The sequence below is a fragment of the Mucilaginibacter sp. Bleaf8 genome, assembly GCF_018390515.1.
GTDB lineage: Bacteria > Bacteroidota > Bacteroidia > Sphingobacteriales > Sphingobacteriaceae > Mucilaginibacter.
Genome location: NZ_JAHBBK010000002.1, coordinates 270,966 through 284,377 on the forward strand (window position 1 = coordinate 270,966; position 13,412 = coordinate 284,377).

At 43.3% G+C, this 13,412-nt stretch carries 22 protein-coding genes; 2 read left to right on the forward strand and 20 right to left on the reverse strand.

Annotation, left to right across the window (positions count from 1 at the left end):
• Nucleotides 1–5: 5 nt before the first annotated feature.
• The 3 genes from KHS38_RS10060 to KHS38_RS10070 all read right to left on the reverse strand — a co-directional run bounded on the left by KHS38_RS10060 (nt 6) and on the right by KHS38_RS10070 (nt 2,513).
• Nucleotides 6–848: an oxidoreductase gene (locus KHS38_RS10060; RefSeq protein WP_213488432.1), complete on the reverse strand. Its 843-nt coding sequence runs from the start codon at nt 846–848 to the stop codon at nt 6–8.
• 80 nt (nt 849–928) lie between these two features.
• Entirely contained in the window at nt 929–1,870 is a 942-nt protein-coding gene (locus KHS38_RS10065) for an AraC family transcriptional regulator (RefSeq protein WP_213488433.1), read from the reverse strand.
• A gap of 211 nt (nt 1,871–2,081) precedes the next feature.
• On the reverse strand, nt 2,082–2,513 hold the full coding sequence (locus KHS38_RS10070; RefSeq protein WP_213488434.1) for an ester cyclase: 432 nt from the start codon (nt 2,511–2,513) through the stop codon (nt 2,082–2,084).
• A gap of 111 nt (nt 2,514–2,624) precedes the next feature.
• Here KHS38_RS10070 and KHS38_RS10075 point away from each other — a divergent pair, with 111 nt between their 5' ends.
• Nucleotides 2,625–2,954, forward strand: coding sequence for a winged helix-turn-helix transcriptional regulator (locus KHS38_RS10075; protein ID WP_213488435.1), 330 nt, complete (start codon nt 2,625–2,627; stop codon nt 2,952–2,954).
• Nucleotides 2,955–3,286: 332 nt separating this feature from the next.
• On the opposite strand, the gene KHS38_RS10080 is transcribed toward KHS38_RS10075, so the two are convergent.
• On the reverse strand, nt 3,287–3,655 hold the full coding sequence (locus tag KHS38_RS10080; protein WP_213488436.1) for a winged helix-turn-helix transcriptional regulator: 369 nt from the start codon (nt 3,653–3,655) through the stop codon (nt 3,287–3,289).
• Nucleotides 3,656–3,753: 98 nt separating this feature from the next.
• On the opposite strand from KHS38_RS10080, the gene KHS38_RS10085 reads away from it, so the two are divergent.
• Nucleotides 3,754–4,734 (forward strand): alpha/beta hydrolase family protein, encoded by a 981-nt coding sequence (locus tag KHS38_RS10085; RefSeq protein ID WP_213488437.1) that lies wholly within the window; start codon nt 3,754–3,756, stop codon nt 4,732–4,734.
• A gap of 357 nt (nt 4,735–5,091) precedes the next feature.
• On the opposite strand, the gene KHS38_RS10090 is transcribed toward KHS38_RS10085, so the two are convergent.
• The 16 genes from KHS38_RS10090 to KHS38_RS10165 all read right to left on the reverse strand — a co-directional run bounded on the left by KHS38_RS10090 (nt 5,092) and on the right by KHS38_RS10165 (nt 13,394).
• Nucleotides 5,092–5,424 carry a hypothetical protein gene (locus KHS38_RS10090; protein WP_213488438.1) on the reverse strand — a complete coding sequence of 111 codons (333 nt, stop codon included), beginning with the start codon at nt 5,422–5,424 and terminating at the stop codon, nt 5,092–5,094.
• A gap of 12 nt (nt 5,425–5,436) precedes the next feature.
• A complete protein-coding gene (locus KHS38_RS10095) occupies nt 5,437–5,877 on the reverse strand; it encodes a hypothetical protein (RefSeq protein ID WP_213488439.1) in 441 nt (146 codons plus the stop codon).
• A 56-nt stretch (nt 5,878–5,933) separates the two neighbouring features.
• A complete protein-coding gene (locus KHS38_RS10100; protein WP_213488440.1) occupies nt 5,934–6,785 on the reverse strand; it encodes a GH25 family lysozyme in 852 nt (283 codons plus the stop codon).
• Between the two features lie 45 nt (nt 6,786–6,830).
• Complete coding sequence (locus tag KHS38_RS10105; RefSeq protein WP_213488441.1) at nt 6,831–7,784, reverse strand: hypothetical protein; 954 nt, start codon at nt 7,782–7,784, stop codon at nt 6,831–6,833.
• A 91-nt stretch (nt 7,785–7,875) separates the two neighbouring features.
• Nucleotides 7,876–8,583, reverse strand: a complete 708-nt coding sequence (locus tag KHS38_RS10110) for a hypothetical protein (RefSeq protein WP_213488442.1) — start codon at nt 8,581–8,583, stop codon at nt 7,876–7,878.
• Nucleotides 8,584–8,711: 128 nt separating this feature from the next.
• Entirely contained in the window at nt 8,712–9,383 is a 672-nt protein-coding gene (locus KHS38_RS10115; RefSeq protein ID WP_213488443.1) for a hypothetical protein, read from the reverse strand.
• Between the two features lie 8 nt (nt 9,384–9,391).
• Complete coding sequence (locus KHS38_RS10120) at nt 9,392–9,619, reverse strand: YodC family protein (protein WP_213488444.1); 228 nt, start codon at nt 9,617–9,619, stop codon at nt 9,392–9,394.
• Nucleotides 9,620–9,649: 30 nt separating this feature from the next.
• The gene (locus tag KHS38_RS10125) at nt 9,650–10,063 is read right to left on the reverse strand and encodes a hypothetical protein (protein ID WP_213488445.1); all 414 of its coding nucleotides are present in this window, start codon (nt 10,061–10,063) and stop codon (nt 9,650–9,652) included.
• A gap of 95 nt (nt 10,064–10,158) precedes the next feature.
• Entirely contained in the window at nt 10,159–10,428 is a 270-nt protein-coding gene (locus KHS38_RS10130; RefSeq protein ID WP_213488446.1) for a RebB family R body protein, read from the reverse strand.
• Nucleotides 10,429–10,464: 36 nt separating this feature from the next.
• Nucleotides 10,465–10,752 carry a RebB family R body protein gene (locus tag KHS38_RS10135; protein ID WP_213488447.1) on the reverse strand — a complete coding sequence of 96 codons (288 nt, stop codon included), beginning with the start codon at nt 10,750–10,752 and terminating at the stop codon, nt 10,465–10,467.
• 27 nt (nt 10,753–10,779) lie between these two features.
• Entirely contained in the window at nt 10,780–11,046 is a 267-nt protein-coding gene (locus KHS38_RS10140; protein WP_213488448.1) for a RebB family R body protein, read from the reverse strand.
• Nucleotides 11,047–11,083: 37 nt separating this feature from the next.
• Nucleotides 11,084–11,350, reverse strand: coding sequence for a RebB family R body protein (locus KHS38_RS10145; protein ID WP_213488449.1), 267 nt, complete (start codon nt 11,348–11,350; stop codon nt 11,084–11,086).
• A gap of 38 nt (nt 11,351–11,388) precedes the next feature.
• Entirely contained in the window at nt 11,389–11,655 is a 267-nt protein-coding gene (locus KHS38_RS10150) for a RebB family R body protein (protein ID WP_213488450.1), read from the reverse strand.
• Between the two features lie 26 nt (nt 11,656–11,681).
• Complete coding sequence (locus KHS38_RS10155; protein WP_213488451.1) at nt 11,682–11,906, reverse strand: RebB family R body protein; 225 nt, start codon at nt 11,904–11,906, stop codon at nt 11,682–11,684.
• A gap of 30 nt (nt 11,907–11,936) precedes the next feature.
• Nucleotides 11,937–12,356: a RebB family R body protein gene (locus KHS38_RS10160; RefSeq protein ID WP_213488452.1), complete on the reverse strand. Its 420-nt coding sequence runs from the start codon at nt 12,354–12,356 to the stop codon at nt 11,937–11,939.
• A gap of 12 nt (nt 12,357–12,368) precedes the next feature.
• Nucleotides 12,369–13,394, reverse strand: coding sequence for a hypothetical protein (locus KHS38_RS10165; protein WP_213488453.1), 1,026 nt, complete (start codon nt 13,392–13,394; stop codon nt 12,369–12,371).
• Nucleotides 13,395–13,412: the final 18 nt, after the last annotated feature.

Sequence of the window (13,412 nt, forward strand, 5' to 3'; positions counted from 1 at the left end):
GGAGATTACCGGAAGTCGGTCGAAAGGGTAATTTCTTTATGCGCCTCAATGCCGTCTTTCAACATCTGTAACTTATAGTTAGCAAACTGTAATGAATCTGATCCTAATAGTAAACGAAGAGGCGCTTCGCTCAACTGAGCCACATTAATAATCACTTCGGCTACTTTCTCAGGATTGCCAATTTGCGTACCCGGTACATCTTCCTGATGCTTGCGACGCTCTTCCGCAAGGGCCGTGTAAGCAGCAACGGGGTTTTTAGGCGTAGCGATAGATCCGCTGTTCAAAAAATTGGTACGCACATAACCAGGTTCGATGATGGTAACCTTTATCCTGAAAGGCTGAACTTCCTGAGCCAAAGCTTCGGATATACCTTCAACGGCAAACTTGGTTCCGCAGTAAATACCCCAACCGGCTCCGGCAATAAGGCCGAAAACAGAGGAAAGATTGAAAATGTGCCCGGATTGAGCGGCGCGCATATGCGGTAATACAGCCCGAATTACGTTAAGCAAGCCAAATACATTGACATCAAAACTAGCCCGTACTTCTTCATTTGAAGATTCTTCTATACCGCCAATTAAGCCGTAGCCGGCATTATTTACCAGTACATCAATACCACCAAAGCGGGTTACAGCTGCGTTTACAGCTGAACGGACACTTTCTTCATTTACCAGATCGACCTGTAAAGGTAAAAAGCCGGATGACGAGGTACCGACAGCGCTTTGAAGCGCTTGCAGGTTACGGGCAGTTGCTGCCACGTTATAGCCCAGTGCCAGTAATTGTTTAACCAGTATAAGGCCAATTCCCTGCGATGCGCCTGTAATAAACCATGTTTTTGTTTGCTTGTCCATTATCATAAAACTTAATAATACAAACTTATGCACACGCGACCGATCAGCATTTAATCAAACCACAGGGATATTTGTGAGTTTCAAAGATGCGCCACCGATACGGTGCCTTCGCGGAAAGCAGAAGGGGACGTTTTTTCTTTTTTATGAAAGAAAGACGTAAAAGCAGCCTGTTCAGAAAAGCCCAGCACATGGCTAATGGTTCGGATATCCCAATCGGTCTGCACCAATAATGTTTTGGCCTCATACAGCAGCCTCTCCTGGATATGTTCCCGCAGTGTCTTGCCGGTTTGGCCTTTAACCAGGGTATTTAAATAATTTGGATGAACGTTAAGCTGACCGGCAAACTCTGTTGCTGTTTTAATTTTCACAACGGTATCGGGTCCATGCACCAAAAAGGCTGATTCTAACAGATGGAGAAAGCTGTGAATGTAGCGGTAACTTTCCGGAACAGGGGTATCGGCCAGCTTTTTTCCTGCTCTCTGCGCTTCCAGCAGTAGCATTTGCAGGTGCAGCAATATGGCCTGTTGCTTATCTTTATGGCTGCTGTTTTCTTCTTCAAGTATTAATTCAAAGTGCCGGTTAACCCGTGTCGAAGAACTTTCAGGCAGTTGAATTACTGCATTTGATGCTTTAAAATAGGGATAGGTTCTAAATAGCTGCAGTACATGCGCGGCGCTTTCGAAATAGGCCGGGTGAATGAGGCAAAAGTGTCCGCCCGTATCAACAGAAGTGTTTTGCCACGACATGATCTCATCAGGGTGCAAAAAGGCGATGTCCCCAGAATTCATGAAATACTGATGCAAACCAACGGTAAGCACTCCTGTGCCGGAAGTGATATGGAAAATTTTATAGAACTGCCTACGATTGGGCGAAATGTAGTCTTTTACCGGGTAGTTGTCCCGGTTTTGAATAATTAAACTGTTACCACCAAGGGCGTAATGCTCTACGCTGAGAAAGGGAATTTTGTAGCCGTCTTGTACAAATGCTTCTAAATCTAATCGTGGAATGGCTGATTTCTCCATGTATCGAAATTACAATTTTCCTGTTACTTAGTTATTGGAAAAAAGAAAGAAGAAACGCTGTTTTAACCAGAAAGACCCCGGTTTAACCGGGGCATGATTTAAAGATAAATTGAAGTGAAATATCAAACTTTAGCAATTTCCAGATGAGATGCCTACAGCTCGATTTGCATGTTCTATAGCTACGTCTAAAAGCTTAAACCCTGTATATGAATTACTTTTTAAGTTGTTCCACAATTGATGCAGTATCCAGCAAGTACCACATTTCGGTGAAAAGGCTGTTTTGTACCCTATACGAGGCAAACTCCGTAAAGGCGATCGACGAACCGGTGGGTTCTGCGCCAAAAAAAGTTTTTGCGGGAGTTCCTCTGTCTTGCAATCGGGCGGCTATACGTTCGCCATCCACAAAAAGGTCTTCTATCTGCCATATATAATCTGGCACAATATCGGTTAGCCATTGAAGACCAGCAAGTACATCTGCAGGTTTAGAAGACTGACCGTTTATTTTAACCTCATCAGAGACCAACGTAGCCACCAAATCAAAATTACGTTCGTTTAGTGCTGCGATATAACGCTGGTAAAAAGCAGACAAGTCATTACTTGAGGATTGATCAGGTGCGGTTGAATTGTTTTCTAAGCTGTTCATTTTTATGAAAATTTAAAATATGTGCAGCAAAGTTATTAGCCATTAGTTACTGAAATATACTATCATTGTATTTTACAGTAACCATTTGGTAACTGGTATTTAAATCTCTGTATGAAAGACCAAAATTTTTGCAATTCTCAGTGTCCGCTTACAAGAGCTATTGGCTCCATCGGGAATAAATGGAAACCGCTGATTGTTCACGTAATCAGGCGGAGAACGATCAGGTTTGGTCAGATCAGCGCGCACATTCCTCTAATTACCCGAAAAGTTTTAACCGAACAGTTAAAGGAGTTGGAGGAGGATGGCATCGTCAACCGGACGGCTTACAAAGAATTACCGCCCAGGGTTGAATACGCATTGACCACAAAGGGTATGGCACTGCTCCCCATTGTGGATCAAATTCAAGACTGGTATGTTCAATTTGAAATGCAGCAGAAGTAGCTTGTACTGCTAAAAGTATTACCGTTTAACAGATCCAATACAGCTTTAAACGGCCTTTTACTGTTACAAAAAAACAACAATTCTATTTTAAGGCACTAAGTTTATAAAACGTCAATCTGAACCAGAAGGGGGAGACAAGTAAAGAAGCAGGCTGGTGACGCCTGCGTACACTCTGGTTTATGATTATGTCAGTAGAGCAGGCGTAATGGTGAAGGATTGGCAGAATCATTACATTGACTAATAATGACAGTTTTAACTCTTAAAACCAGTTGACGGATTCAGCATAAAAAATTGTAAGTGTAATTCGGATTGATAAGCAATTTATTAACTGATCAGGCCTTTTTTAGGTGCGCTATCATTTTATTACGGTGCTGCATCCCCCAATCCGAAATCGCGTCTATGACGGGCTGGAGCGAATAGCCATACGGCGTAAGCTTGTATTCTACAGTGATGGGTTTGGTCTGCAATACTGTTCTGTTAACCAAGCCATTCGTTTCCAGATCCTGTAATTCTTTGGACAGCATTTTGGCGGCAATACCATCGATGTAACCCTTTAACTCCATAAACCTTTTTGGCCCGAAACTGAGTGAACCGATGATCCTAATTTTCCATTTTCCGCTTAGCAATTCCATCGTGTCACGGATTGCGAGGTGATGATGCGCGCATGCATCTTGGGAGCGATCTTCTTTATCTTTTTGCATAAATAGTTTCCTCTAGTTAACTGGTTTCCTTTAGTAAACCCATTACAAATATATACCAGACCGGTAATAAATTTGTCTGCATAAAAAAAATAGATATTATGTCTTCAGAAAAAAAATGCCTTGAACGTAGCGATATTATAGCCCAAAGTCCGATTATCTCTGTTGCACCTATCAGATTATCGACAGCTGGGCGGGAACATGATCTGCAAGTGCGGGTATCTGCGCCAGTCATTGGGGATAATCTTCCCATCGTCCTTTTCGCACATGGTTTTGCTTCTTCAATGGATGCTTATGCACCACTCGTCCACTATTGGGCAGCACGTGGTTTTGTGGTTATCCAGCCTACGTTTCTCGATTCCAGAACCTTAGCGAGCTACCACCATACAGACCACCAAGAAGCCGTAAAAGCTTACCTGGCCAATCCAAGGTCAGCTACGGCTTGGCGACAACGGGTAGCCGATATGAAGTGCATTCTGGATCAACTCAATTATATTGAAAGTGCTGTACCTGGTCTGGTAGGCCGCCTGGATCGTAGTTGTATCGCTGCCGCCGGTCATTCTTTCGGTGCACATACTGTTGGGATGCTGTTAGGTGCCAGAGTGATAAAACCTGACGGATCATTGGACGATGACATGTCAGACGTGCGTATCAAAGCTGGTATCCTGTTAAGTGCAGGCGGAAGCGGCGGCGATGCCTTAAGCCAGTTCGGCAAGAACCATTTTCCGTATCTTGAGCAAACTTTTACAGGATTGACCAAGCCAATAATGGTAGTTGCTGGAGATCAGGACCATTCCCCGTTAACGGTTCGCGGGCCGGAGTGGTTTACTGAGGTTTATCAACTTGCATCCGGGGCAGATACATTAATCACATTGTTTGGTGGTGAACACATGTTGGGCGGCATTTCCGGGTATCTGGTCAGGGAAACAACGGATGAGGATCCGGATCGGGTTGACGCGGTACGGTCGCTTTCCTGGGCTTATCTGAAAAGTATATTCGATGAGCAATCAACCGCTTGGGAAGCGCTAAGCAAGAGGTTTAGCGATCATGATCATCCGATCGGCCGGATTGACACTAAATAAGTCCTAATGGACTTTCGCGGCTGGGCCGGGGTTCTACTCCACCACAAATACTATGCAAAGTGCTAGGAGAAAAGCAGGTGACGGGGTGTTTACAAGGCTACAGAAGAGGTGGTTGAACTTTGCTGAATGCACTAAATTACTGGTTAATTTCGCCTCTAATATGCTTTAAAGTAAATTTAGGAGTAAGAATTGTTTATGATGCCGCTGTTGTTTTTGAATAAATAACAGCTGTTAGTTGATTCGAGTGAGCCTTCTGGAGCTTAGAATTTATCAGTACATGGGCATAATTAACTGAAAGGGCTTTCGATAAAAAACTCGAATTATATGTTGCTCGTGTAAACATCTGCATTAAATAAATCACAATATGGCAATACCAATAGTGGTATTTACAATACTCCGGATAACTTTAATCACTGCATTGAGCGCAGCTTCAACAGCAAGTAAACCCAAGCCTTCCTCGCTCAGTAGTAAAGTTTTGAAGGCTGATTTCTGCATGTCCGTCATCAATTGCGCTTTTTCCACCGAAATGGTTCCGTGAGCCGCCATTTCACTAATGTTGGTTATGTTTTGTGATAGCGTGGTTAGTGAACTAACAGCAAGCTCGCTAACCATGTCCCATTCATGTCCTAAGCTATCTTTTGCAGCCGGAATCATTTTTTCGAGAAGTGCCTGAGCGTCTAACAATGCCATTACGTTGGGTAATTATCTTATTTTGCGCTTTAAACCATTTTGCAATACAATCATGCTGCGGAACTGCACACTGAATGCATTTTCAATAGTATTTATAACGCTGGTATCTGCTTTGGTATTGAGGCCAATTTGGTGTATCCGTTCCAAATCTTCTACACTGTTTTGCAGTGCGGTTAATTGTTGCACAATTAACGAATATTTAGGTAGAGTGCTGGAACGTATACTCAAATTTTCTATTCTGCCTTCTATTAAATTATAAGTGGCTTTGAAATTTAGGTAAGCATTATCCTGTCCCTGGTTATTGATGAGATTTTTTTTGATAGTAACCAGTACCACAAATATTTCGCCCTGAACTTCCTGAATACCATAATCTGTTACCTCGTCATAGGGGCCGATCAGCGTAACACTGCAACTAAGGGCAAGAGAGACAACTGCAGAAAAAATCAACGTCAATAATTTTGTATGCTTAAACACAAGCTGGTTTGTTCTCATGTCTCCACCTTAATTGGTTACAGCAACGCAAAAGTTTTTAGCGCTGTTGAGTTCCCATTAAAAATATCCAGGTCTACTTTATTAGCAGTACCCGTAGTAATGCTTCCGCCCGAATATTGCCATATGGTAAAATTGTTCCAGCGTGCAAAAAGCCCTGGCAAAGCAGATTGGTAAGCAGATACCCATAAAGGATAGACCGAAAAATCTGTAACGCCGTTGAAATACTCGAACCAAAACTCCTTCGATGTATAAATCATTGGTGTACGTCCGGTTTGTTTAGCGAGTTGCGTAAGGCAATCCTGTATCAATTCAACACAGGCAGTTTTATTGTTTAATATATATTGATTGAGCGACTGAGATTCGGACGTGTTGCTGCCAACCTGCCACTCGATATCAAGTACCGGCGGGAGGTTACCGGCAGCTGAAAAATCTATACCACATGATTCGAAATTAGCCATCTGCGCGCTTGCCGCATCCTGAAACGTTAAAAAATGGTATGCACCAAAAATCAGTCCTTGTTGCTTTATGGCAGCCATATTGCCTTTCAGCGTCGGATCTTTGAAACCGGCACCCTGACTGGCTTTGCAATGAACAAACTGTATATGCGGCGAAAGCTTTTCCCACTCAATGTCACTGTTAAAATGACTTATATCCATGCCTTGTGGTGCAAGGTGGTCAAGTATAGCCCATGTCTTAGGTCCTGCAATACCATCAGGTGTTAAGCCCTTGTCTGACTGGAATCGTTTTACAGCGGCCTCCGTACCTGGCCCGAAATTACCATCAATAGTAAGCGGGTAATTTAAAAATGAAAGTGCGCGCTGAAGCAGTTGTACCTCGCTGCCGGTTGAGTTAAGGTTAAGTGTTTGCATGATACGTTGTGCATTATGTTTTTTAATGATACGATAGTTCAAGAACTAGCCGTAAAAATCAGATGAACCGCCGAAGTTTGCTTTTGATGAATAATCAGTTTGTGCTTTTAAATTATCAGGAACGGGAACGTTTGTAGACGTCTCCTGAGTTTTAGCTACAGAATTGATTTTCATTTGCTTATAATCTTTTATCGGTGAATTACCGCCGGCTTGCAAGTCAGCACCTGTAGACGTATTATCAGTTGGTGAGGCTTTTGCATCTGGTACAGGCTTAATCGTACTGTTGACTTCCGGTATGCTATTATTACCATCTGCCGGTTGATGACTTTTATAATTTGTTACTGTGTTAACAACAGGCTGTTGGTTTTTTTCATCGTTTTCCTGAGATCGCATGGTTACAAATGTAGCGCTACTGATACCCATTAAGGTAAGTAACGTGTCGCTTAACTCAGGTAAAATACAGCCTTTAGTAATCTGTGCTACTTTATAAAGATAAACAGCCATGCCAACAATAGTCCAGATTACGTGCTGAAAACGATGAATACTAATGCCACTATCATCTGATAGAATATCGTAAAAAAAGCCACCAGACGGCGAATTCTGATGCCTGGGTCTATCATCGCCTATTTCGCGTTTATCTATGATCTTTGTGATAGCAGCCGTGCCTGAGAATATCCCAAGAACAACAAGTGCCGTTTGGTTTATCTTCGCTTCGGAGCAATCCCCTTCAAACAGGGAAAGGTATAGGTACGAGCAGGAAATAACCACCGTCCACAACCCCAATTGTACTTTGGATAAACTGTAAGGAGACGTTATGTTTGTTTTAATTTTAATTAAACTAATATTGGCGGCATTGATAATTTTTGGATCGCCGCTAACATCATCGCGAAGTAAAAGCGTCCATTTGCCCAGTAGGAAAAACGACAAGAGAATGGCGACTATACCTGCCATTGCCAGTAATGATTCTGGATTGGCAAAACCTATGAACAGCATTTTCAAGAAACATTAAATTTGCTAAACTCCTTGTTATTATTGATAATAGCAGGTTTACGTTGAAAAGATTTTCAGTTAAACTGCTGGATGAAATACGTTACTGCCCGTTATTTACGAAGTAACTAAGCAGATCAACATGCGCTTCATTAAGATCACTTAATAGCGTAGTAATATTTCCGAAGTCCGCATAACGCTGATTGAACCTGAACTGCAAAGTTGGCTTCACGTCGGAAGGTTGCGGAAATGTTTCGATACAAACATAGTTACCGTTTTGAAGGGGCACTTCTATCCACCAATGCGTTTCATTAGGGCCGTATGGTATTCCGTCTTCACCGGCATCGTCATAATGCATAACCAGCTTATAGTTAGGTGGCTGGTTTGGTTGTATATACCCTAGTCCAGTGCAAATGTTATTACATACCCAAGTCATGGCTTGTTCCCGGAACTGCCTCCAGTTAACCCAGTCATCCTGGCTATGTAGGGCATAAGGTTGAAACTGATTTACGTATTGATGTGCCTGCATTAAGGTTTGTAAAATTTCCTCTTGCGACCAATAAGAAGCCGGATCTGGATTGATACCCAGCAATATGGTGTCAAAAGCGTTTGCGGGCCTGTGAATGATAGTAGATGTGTTTTGCTGGTTATAATTGATATTATCCAGTAAACCAAAAAGCGCCCATTTCCAACAGGAAACATTGTCAGGCATATACCCATCAGGTAAAGTAGCTACCTGTATGGTAGCCCCAGGGCTTGCCTGGACATAGTTATTTAAGACATTTATAATAGCTTGGGTTAGCTGTGGCATAAGGTTAATTTTTAAGGCATTTGTATGTTTTGCTGCATCGGCCTCAGCACTTGTGTTTATGTTTATTATTACTACAACCGTCGTTAAATTAAAACATGTTGTGAATAGGCATGCAGTTCAAAAGTTGATCAGTTAAACGGGTTGATTGGCCCTTGCGGAGACCCGAACATGGGCGTAACATACTGAAAATTGGCGGGCCAGGGGTTTTGATTGCCAAAAATATTTATTGGTAATAACGGAGGCAAGGTGCTCTGTTTGAATCCGTTAGTACTCGTGCTTTCGTTACCATATGGAAAAGGATAAACCAAACAGGTAGCACCCGATTTTTGCCATAGAATCTGAAACCCGTCCCTGGTAGCCTCTTGAACATATTCTTGAGAAACACATATGCCAACGGCAATTCTACGGCCCATAACACCGCATCCTTTTAGTTTTTCAACGTCATTGCGTAAGCCTGGATTAAATTTCCACCGGTTTCCTGTCGATTCGCACTTCAACTCTACCAGGAGTATCTCCGGCGTGCCGCTGTCAAAAATCAGATCTGCTTTTTGATTCAACTTTGCAAAACCCGGACTTAGCATTGTTTTATTATTATTCTGTAATAAATTGGCCGTTACAGTACCAGATACCGCCTCACGTGAAAAGCCTCTCGGCTGGAACGCCATTTTCTTTATAAACATAGATAGATCCGTTTGGGCCCAAGATTCCCAACCACCTCTAAGGTCAGAAAGTAAGGTAAAATCGCCGCCTTTAGCGTCACACCATCTGGTGACAATATCATAGAAGTTGTAATAATTCATAGCCGTTTTTATTTAGATTGGTTTCCAAATTGCGACTGGCTAACCAGTCCGCTCGGTATTGGTGCGGTTGTTTTGATGAGCACTGACGGCGACAGGGTAATGTGATCAAATTTTTTTGCTTGTTCATCGTACCAAACACATACAACAAGGCCATTAGCTGGCCTGGATACAGACATTGCCGGCCCGCCAGAAACCAGCTTTACCACGTCTCCTGGATTAAAAATAACCTGTGCCATTTCGTTGTTTCATTTTGGGTGAGTAATTAGTTATGCCTGCTGCGTATTTATGCGGCTGATGTCATTCATGGCATTATCAGTGTTTTGCACCGTTTGCTGGGCCGTTTGCATTGCGGCCTCAATGGTGGATGCCATGGTTTGCTGTACATTTGCCAACGATGGTGTTGTTGGAAAAGTAGGCGTACCTGTAGCAGGTGCAGCAGTTGGTTGCGCAGGCTGTGTCTGTTCACTCATAATTTGTAAACTATCGGCCGTTAATGATTTAAAGGCATTATCCACCTGCGCCTGCATGGTTTGCAGCGCCTGTTGTTGAATGGTCAGAATCTGCTGTTTCAAATCGCTTATCTGCTGCTGCATATTTTGCCGGGCCTGCTGGGCCGGGGTTAGTTGTTGGGGCACGGAATTCCCTGCATCCATGCCGGGCGTATCTACTTGCTGTGTCATGAAATGTAATTATTAAAATTTCCTGAATAGAGCAATACCGCTTTGCGGTATTGCTCATTAACGGCATTAAAGACGCATATCTGCTTGTTGAAATCTTATGAACCGAAGATTTGTTTAGTGCCAACCGCATCAGATGCGGTATCGATAGAATACAGCATAGTTACGCCCATAGTGGTGGCAGCCTGTGCGGTTATATTGCTTTGCTGCTGGCTGGTGGTGGCATTGTGTGCCGCATTGGCCAGCGCCTGGGCCGTGGCCTGGAATAAATTGCCCATTGCAATAGCAGGTGCATCACCCAGTACCTTGGTGTTTGCCTGGGTTACCGAATCGGTAATCTGATCGTTTACTGAAGTTGGAAAAGCCATGATAAGATTTTATTTAATGTTTAAATGATTGTATTATTATTGCCCTAGTACTTTACCCGGTGTGTAAATCTGCTTGGTGCCTACAGCATCAGAAGCTGTATCAATGGAGTACAGTGTGGTTACACCCATCGTAGTTGCTGCTTGTGCGGTTATATTGCTTTGTTGCTGGCTGGTGGTGGCATTATGTGCTGCATTGGCTAAAGCCTGGGCTGTTGCCTGAAAAAGGTTGCCCATGGCTATTGCAGGCGCATCGCCTAGTACCTTGGTGTTTGCCTGTGTCACCGAATCGGTGATCTGGCTGTTTACTGCGGTTGGAAAAGCCATAAAATTTTATGTTTTACGTTAATATTGTTATTGATAGATGTTCGTGGTGCCTACAGCATCAGAAGCTGTATCAATTGAGTATAAGGTGGTTACACCCGTGGTGGTGGCCGCCTGCCCGGTCATGTTAGTTTGTTGCTGCGAGGCCGTGGCATTATGGGCCGCATTGGATAACGCTTGCGAGGTAGCCATAAAAAAGTTACCCATTGCCATAGCGGGCGAGTCGCCTAATACTTTGGTGTTTACTTCTGATACCGAATCGGTGATCTGACTGTTTACTGCGGTTGGAAAAGCCATGATTTTTACTGTTGTGGTTAATTAATCCGGTTAGTTATTATGCGAAAATCTTTTTTGTACCCACCGCGTCAGACGACGTGTCTATAGAGTACAACGTGGTTATACCCGAGGTTGTAGCTGCCTGTGCAGTAATGTTGGTTTGCTGTTGTGCAGCAGTTGCATTATGAGCGGCATTAGCCAGGGCTTGTGAGGTTGCCATGAAAAGGTTACCCATTGCCATAGCGGGCGAGTCGCCCAATACTTTGGTGTTTACTTGTGAAACTGAGTCGGTAATTTGATCATTTACTGATGTTGGAAAAGCCATAATTGTTTTCTTTTAAGGTTATAAAATGGTGTTAATTGTTAAGCGTAAATTTGTTTGGTGCCTACGGCATCAGACGATGTATCTATAGAATACAATGTAGTTACGCCCATCGTAGTGGCTGCTTGTGCCGTAATGTTGCTTTGTTGCTGACTGGTGGTAGCATTGTGGGCTGCGTTGGCTAAAGCCTGTGCCGTTGCCTGGAGCAAATTGCCCATTGCTGTTGCCGGTGCCAGGCCCAGTACCTGTGTGTTTGCTTGTGTTACCGAATCGGTGATTTGACTGTTTACTGCGGTTGGAAAAGCCATAGTTGTTTAATTTTAAGTTTATGTATTTAGATTTTTATCGAATAAATAAGTGCCACACCCTGGGCAGTTACTGCTTGCCCTAAGATATTGGCCTGCTGCTGGGCAACGGTGGCATTGTGTGCGGCGTTGGCCAGCGCCTGGGCCGTGGCCTGGTAAAAGTTGCCTATAGATATGGCAGGCGCGTTGCCAATTACCTCCAAACCTGCTTCTGTAATTGAATCGGTAATTTGGCTATTTACAGTTGATGCCATTGTGCGTACTACTTATGTTTCCAAAATGAATTAGTTGTTAGCCGGTACACCGCTGCTTGTGCTGCCTGCCTGATCAGACGTATTGCCGGGTGTTGTACTGGTAACTACGGTTGCCGTGGGCGTTGTTACTGTCTGAACAGTAGTTGAGGGAGTAGTATTACTTGTACCTGACGTTGTTGTGCTGCCCGAAAGATCAGCAGGAGCAGGTGGCGCGGGCTTTGGTGGTGGCGACTGTATGCCCATTACCGAAAGTATGCGGGCACATGTTGAGGTGGTTGTGGCCGAGTTTAACATTTGTGCATTATGCTGTGCCGTTACTGCATTATGCATTGACATGCCTATAGTTTCGGCCATCACATTGTTCAACATGGCAACAGATTGTGAATTTGCAGTTCCGCGCAAAAGTTGCTGAACGTCGGTTATTGATGATAATATAAAATCGTTTGACATATGATTATTATGTTAATTGGAATAAACCTTGGTTTCTGGTAACAGATATATTACTCCGTTCTGATCTGCCCCCAACACTACCTGCGATTGCCCCGACACAAACGTGAGGGTTAATATCCGGCCGTTTTGAGAAAGTGTTATTGTGGATGTCTGCGCTCCTCTGATCTGGTTTTTTACTGTGGTTAGATAGTTGTTAATACTGACAGCTAAATCTGCACCTGCCGAGCCGTTAACAGTAATGTTTCTGGTTAAATTAAGTATTGCCGAAGTAGGGGTAATGTAACCAATAAAGCCCGGCTCATTGGCTAAGGTAGTAACAGCTTGTATCAATGTATTGCCACTTGCTGCAACACCCAGGCTGGGCGTAAATAAATAAGGTTCAATCACCTCTTCAAGCTGTGCGTATATTAAAGCAATTTCGCCGTTTTGGGTTTGTTCAATTAAATTGCTGCTAACAATGTTTTGCTGGCTATATTGGTAATAAAGGGATAAATTAATAAAATCTGATATAGTAGCTGCCTTCTCCTGTGCAAACGAGTGTGATCTTGACTGTAAATCGGCGTCTGCATTTTGCTGATCTTTTACATATGCAGCAAGCTGTAGCATTTCATCAAAACCTAAGGCCTGGAAAAGATCGGGGCGACCGGTCATCAGCGACTTTACCAATCCATCGGCTAACATAATATCTGTATAGGTCAGCAAACTGTTTCTCTGCAGGAGCGGAGCCAAGTCATTTTCATTATCGTTGTTGGTTAGACGTATTGCTGCAAGCTGTGCAATATCGTTATCCGGCATTGACAGGATCTTATTAATACTGGCCCTGAAGGTATTGAAGCGTATGTATTCATCTGCATACAAACCCTGCTGTATCATTTGTAGCAATTCATTTTCATTCATCGTATTTATAGCTGTTCCGGTTGCATTTGACATGCTCCAGGTAAGCCATTTTTGCCCCCCCGAAATCATGGAAAGCACCGATTGAGCTCTTGCACTTAGTGCTTCTACCGAATTAAGCTGTTGGCCGCTGATGTATATCATCTTATTTGATATTATGGT

Bases quoted from the DNA above. Each gene is read 5' to 3' on its own strand.
- KHS38_RS10060 (WP_213488432.1), bottom strand. From the start codon at position 848: ATGGACAAGCAAACAAAAACATGGTTTATTACAGGCGCATCGCAGGGA.
- KHS38_RS10065 (WP_213488433.1), bottom strand. From the start codon at position 1,870: ATGGAGAAATCAGCCATTCCACGATTAGATTTAGAAGCATTTGTACAA.
- KHS38_RS10070 (WP_213488434.1), bottom strand. From the start codon at position 2,513: ATGAACAGCTTAGAAAACAATTCAACCGCACCTGATCAATCCTCAAGT.
- KHS38_RS10075 (WP_213488435.1), top strand. From the start codon at position 2,625: ATGAAAGACCAAAATTTTTGCAATTCTCAGTGTCCGCTTACAAGAGCT.
- KHS38_RS10080 (WP_213488436.1), bottom strand. From the start codon at position 3,655: ATGCAAAAAGATAAAGAAGATCGCTCCCAAGATGCATGCGCGCATCAT.
- KHS38_RS10085 (WP_213488437.1), top strand. From the start codon at position 3,754: ATGTCTTCAGAAAAAAAATGCCTTGAACGTAGCGATATTATAGCCCAA.
- KHS38_RS10090 (WP_213488438.1), bottom strand. From the start codon at position 5,424: ATGGCATTGTTAGACGCTCAGGCACTTCTCGAAAAAATGATTCCGGCT.
- KHS38_RS10100 (WP_213488440.1), bottom strand. From the start codon at position 6,785: ATGCAAACACTTAACCTTAACTCAACCGGCAGCGAGGTACAACTGCTT.
- KHS38_RS10110 (WP_213488442.1), bottom strand. From the start codon at position 8,583: ATGCCACAGCTAACCCAAGCTATTATAAATGTCTTAAATAACTATGTC.
- KHS38_RS10115 (WP_213488443.1), bottom strand. From the start codon at position 9,383: ATGAATTATTACAACTTCTATGATATTGTCACCAGATGGTGTGACGCT.
- KHS38_RS10120 (WP_213488444.1), bottom strand. From the start codon at position 9,619: ATGGCACAGGTTATTTTTAATCCAGGAGACGTGGTAAAGCTGGTTTCT.
- KHS38_RS10125 (WP_213488445.1), bottom strand. From the start codon at position 10,063: ATGACACAGCAAGTAGATACGCCCGGCATGGATGCAGGGAATTCCGTG.
- KHS38_RS10130 (WP_213488446.1), bottom strand. From the start codon at position 10,428: ATGGCTTTTCCAACTTCAGTAAACGATCAGATTACCGATTCGGTAACC.
- KHS38_RS10135 (WP_213488447.1), bottom strand. From the start codon at position 10,752: ATGGCTTTTCCAACCGCAGTAAACAGCCAGATCACCGATTCGGTGACA.
- KHS38_RS10140 (WP_213488448.1), bottom strand. From the start codon at position 11,046: ATGGCTTTTCCAACCGCAGTAAACAGTCAGATCACCGATTCGGTATCA.
- KHS38_RS10145 (WP_213488449.1), bottom strand. From the start codon at position 11,350: ATGGCTTTTCCAACATCAGTAAATGATCAAATTACCGACTCAGTTTCA.
- KHS38_RS10150 (WP_213488450.1), bottom strand. From the start codon at position 11,655: ATGGCTTTTCCAACCGCAGTAAACAGTCAAATCACCGATTCGGTAACA.
- KHS38_RS10155 (WP_213488451.1), bottom strand. From the start codon at position 11,906: ATGGCATCAACTGTAAATAGCCAAATTACCGATTCAATTACAGAAGCA.
- KHS38_RS10160 (WP_213488452.1), bottom strand. From the start codon at position 12,356: ATGTCAAACGATTTTATATTATCATCAATAACCGACGTTCAGCAACTT.
- KHS38_RS10165 (WP_213488453.1), bottom strand. From the start codon at position 13,394: ATGATATACATCAGCGGCCAACAGCTTAATTCGGTAGAAGCACTAAGT.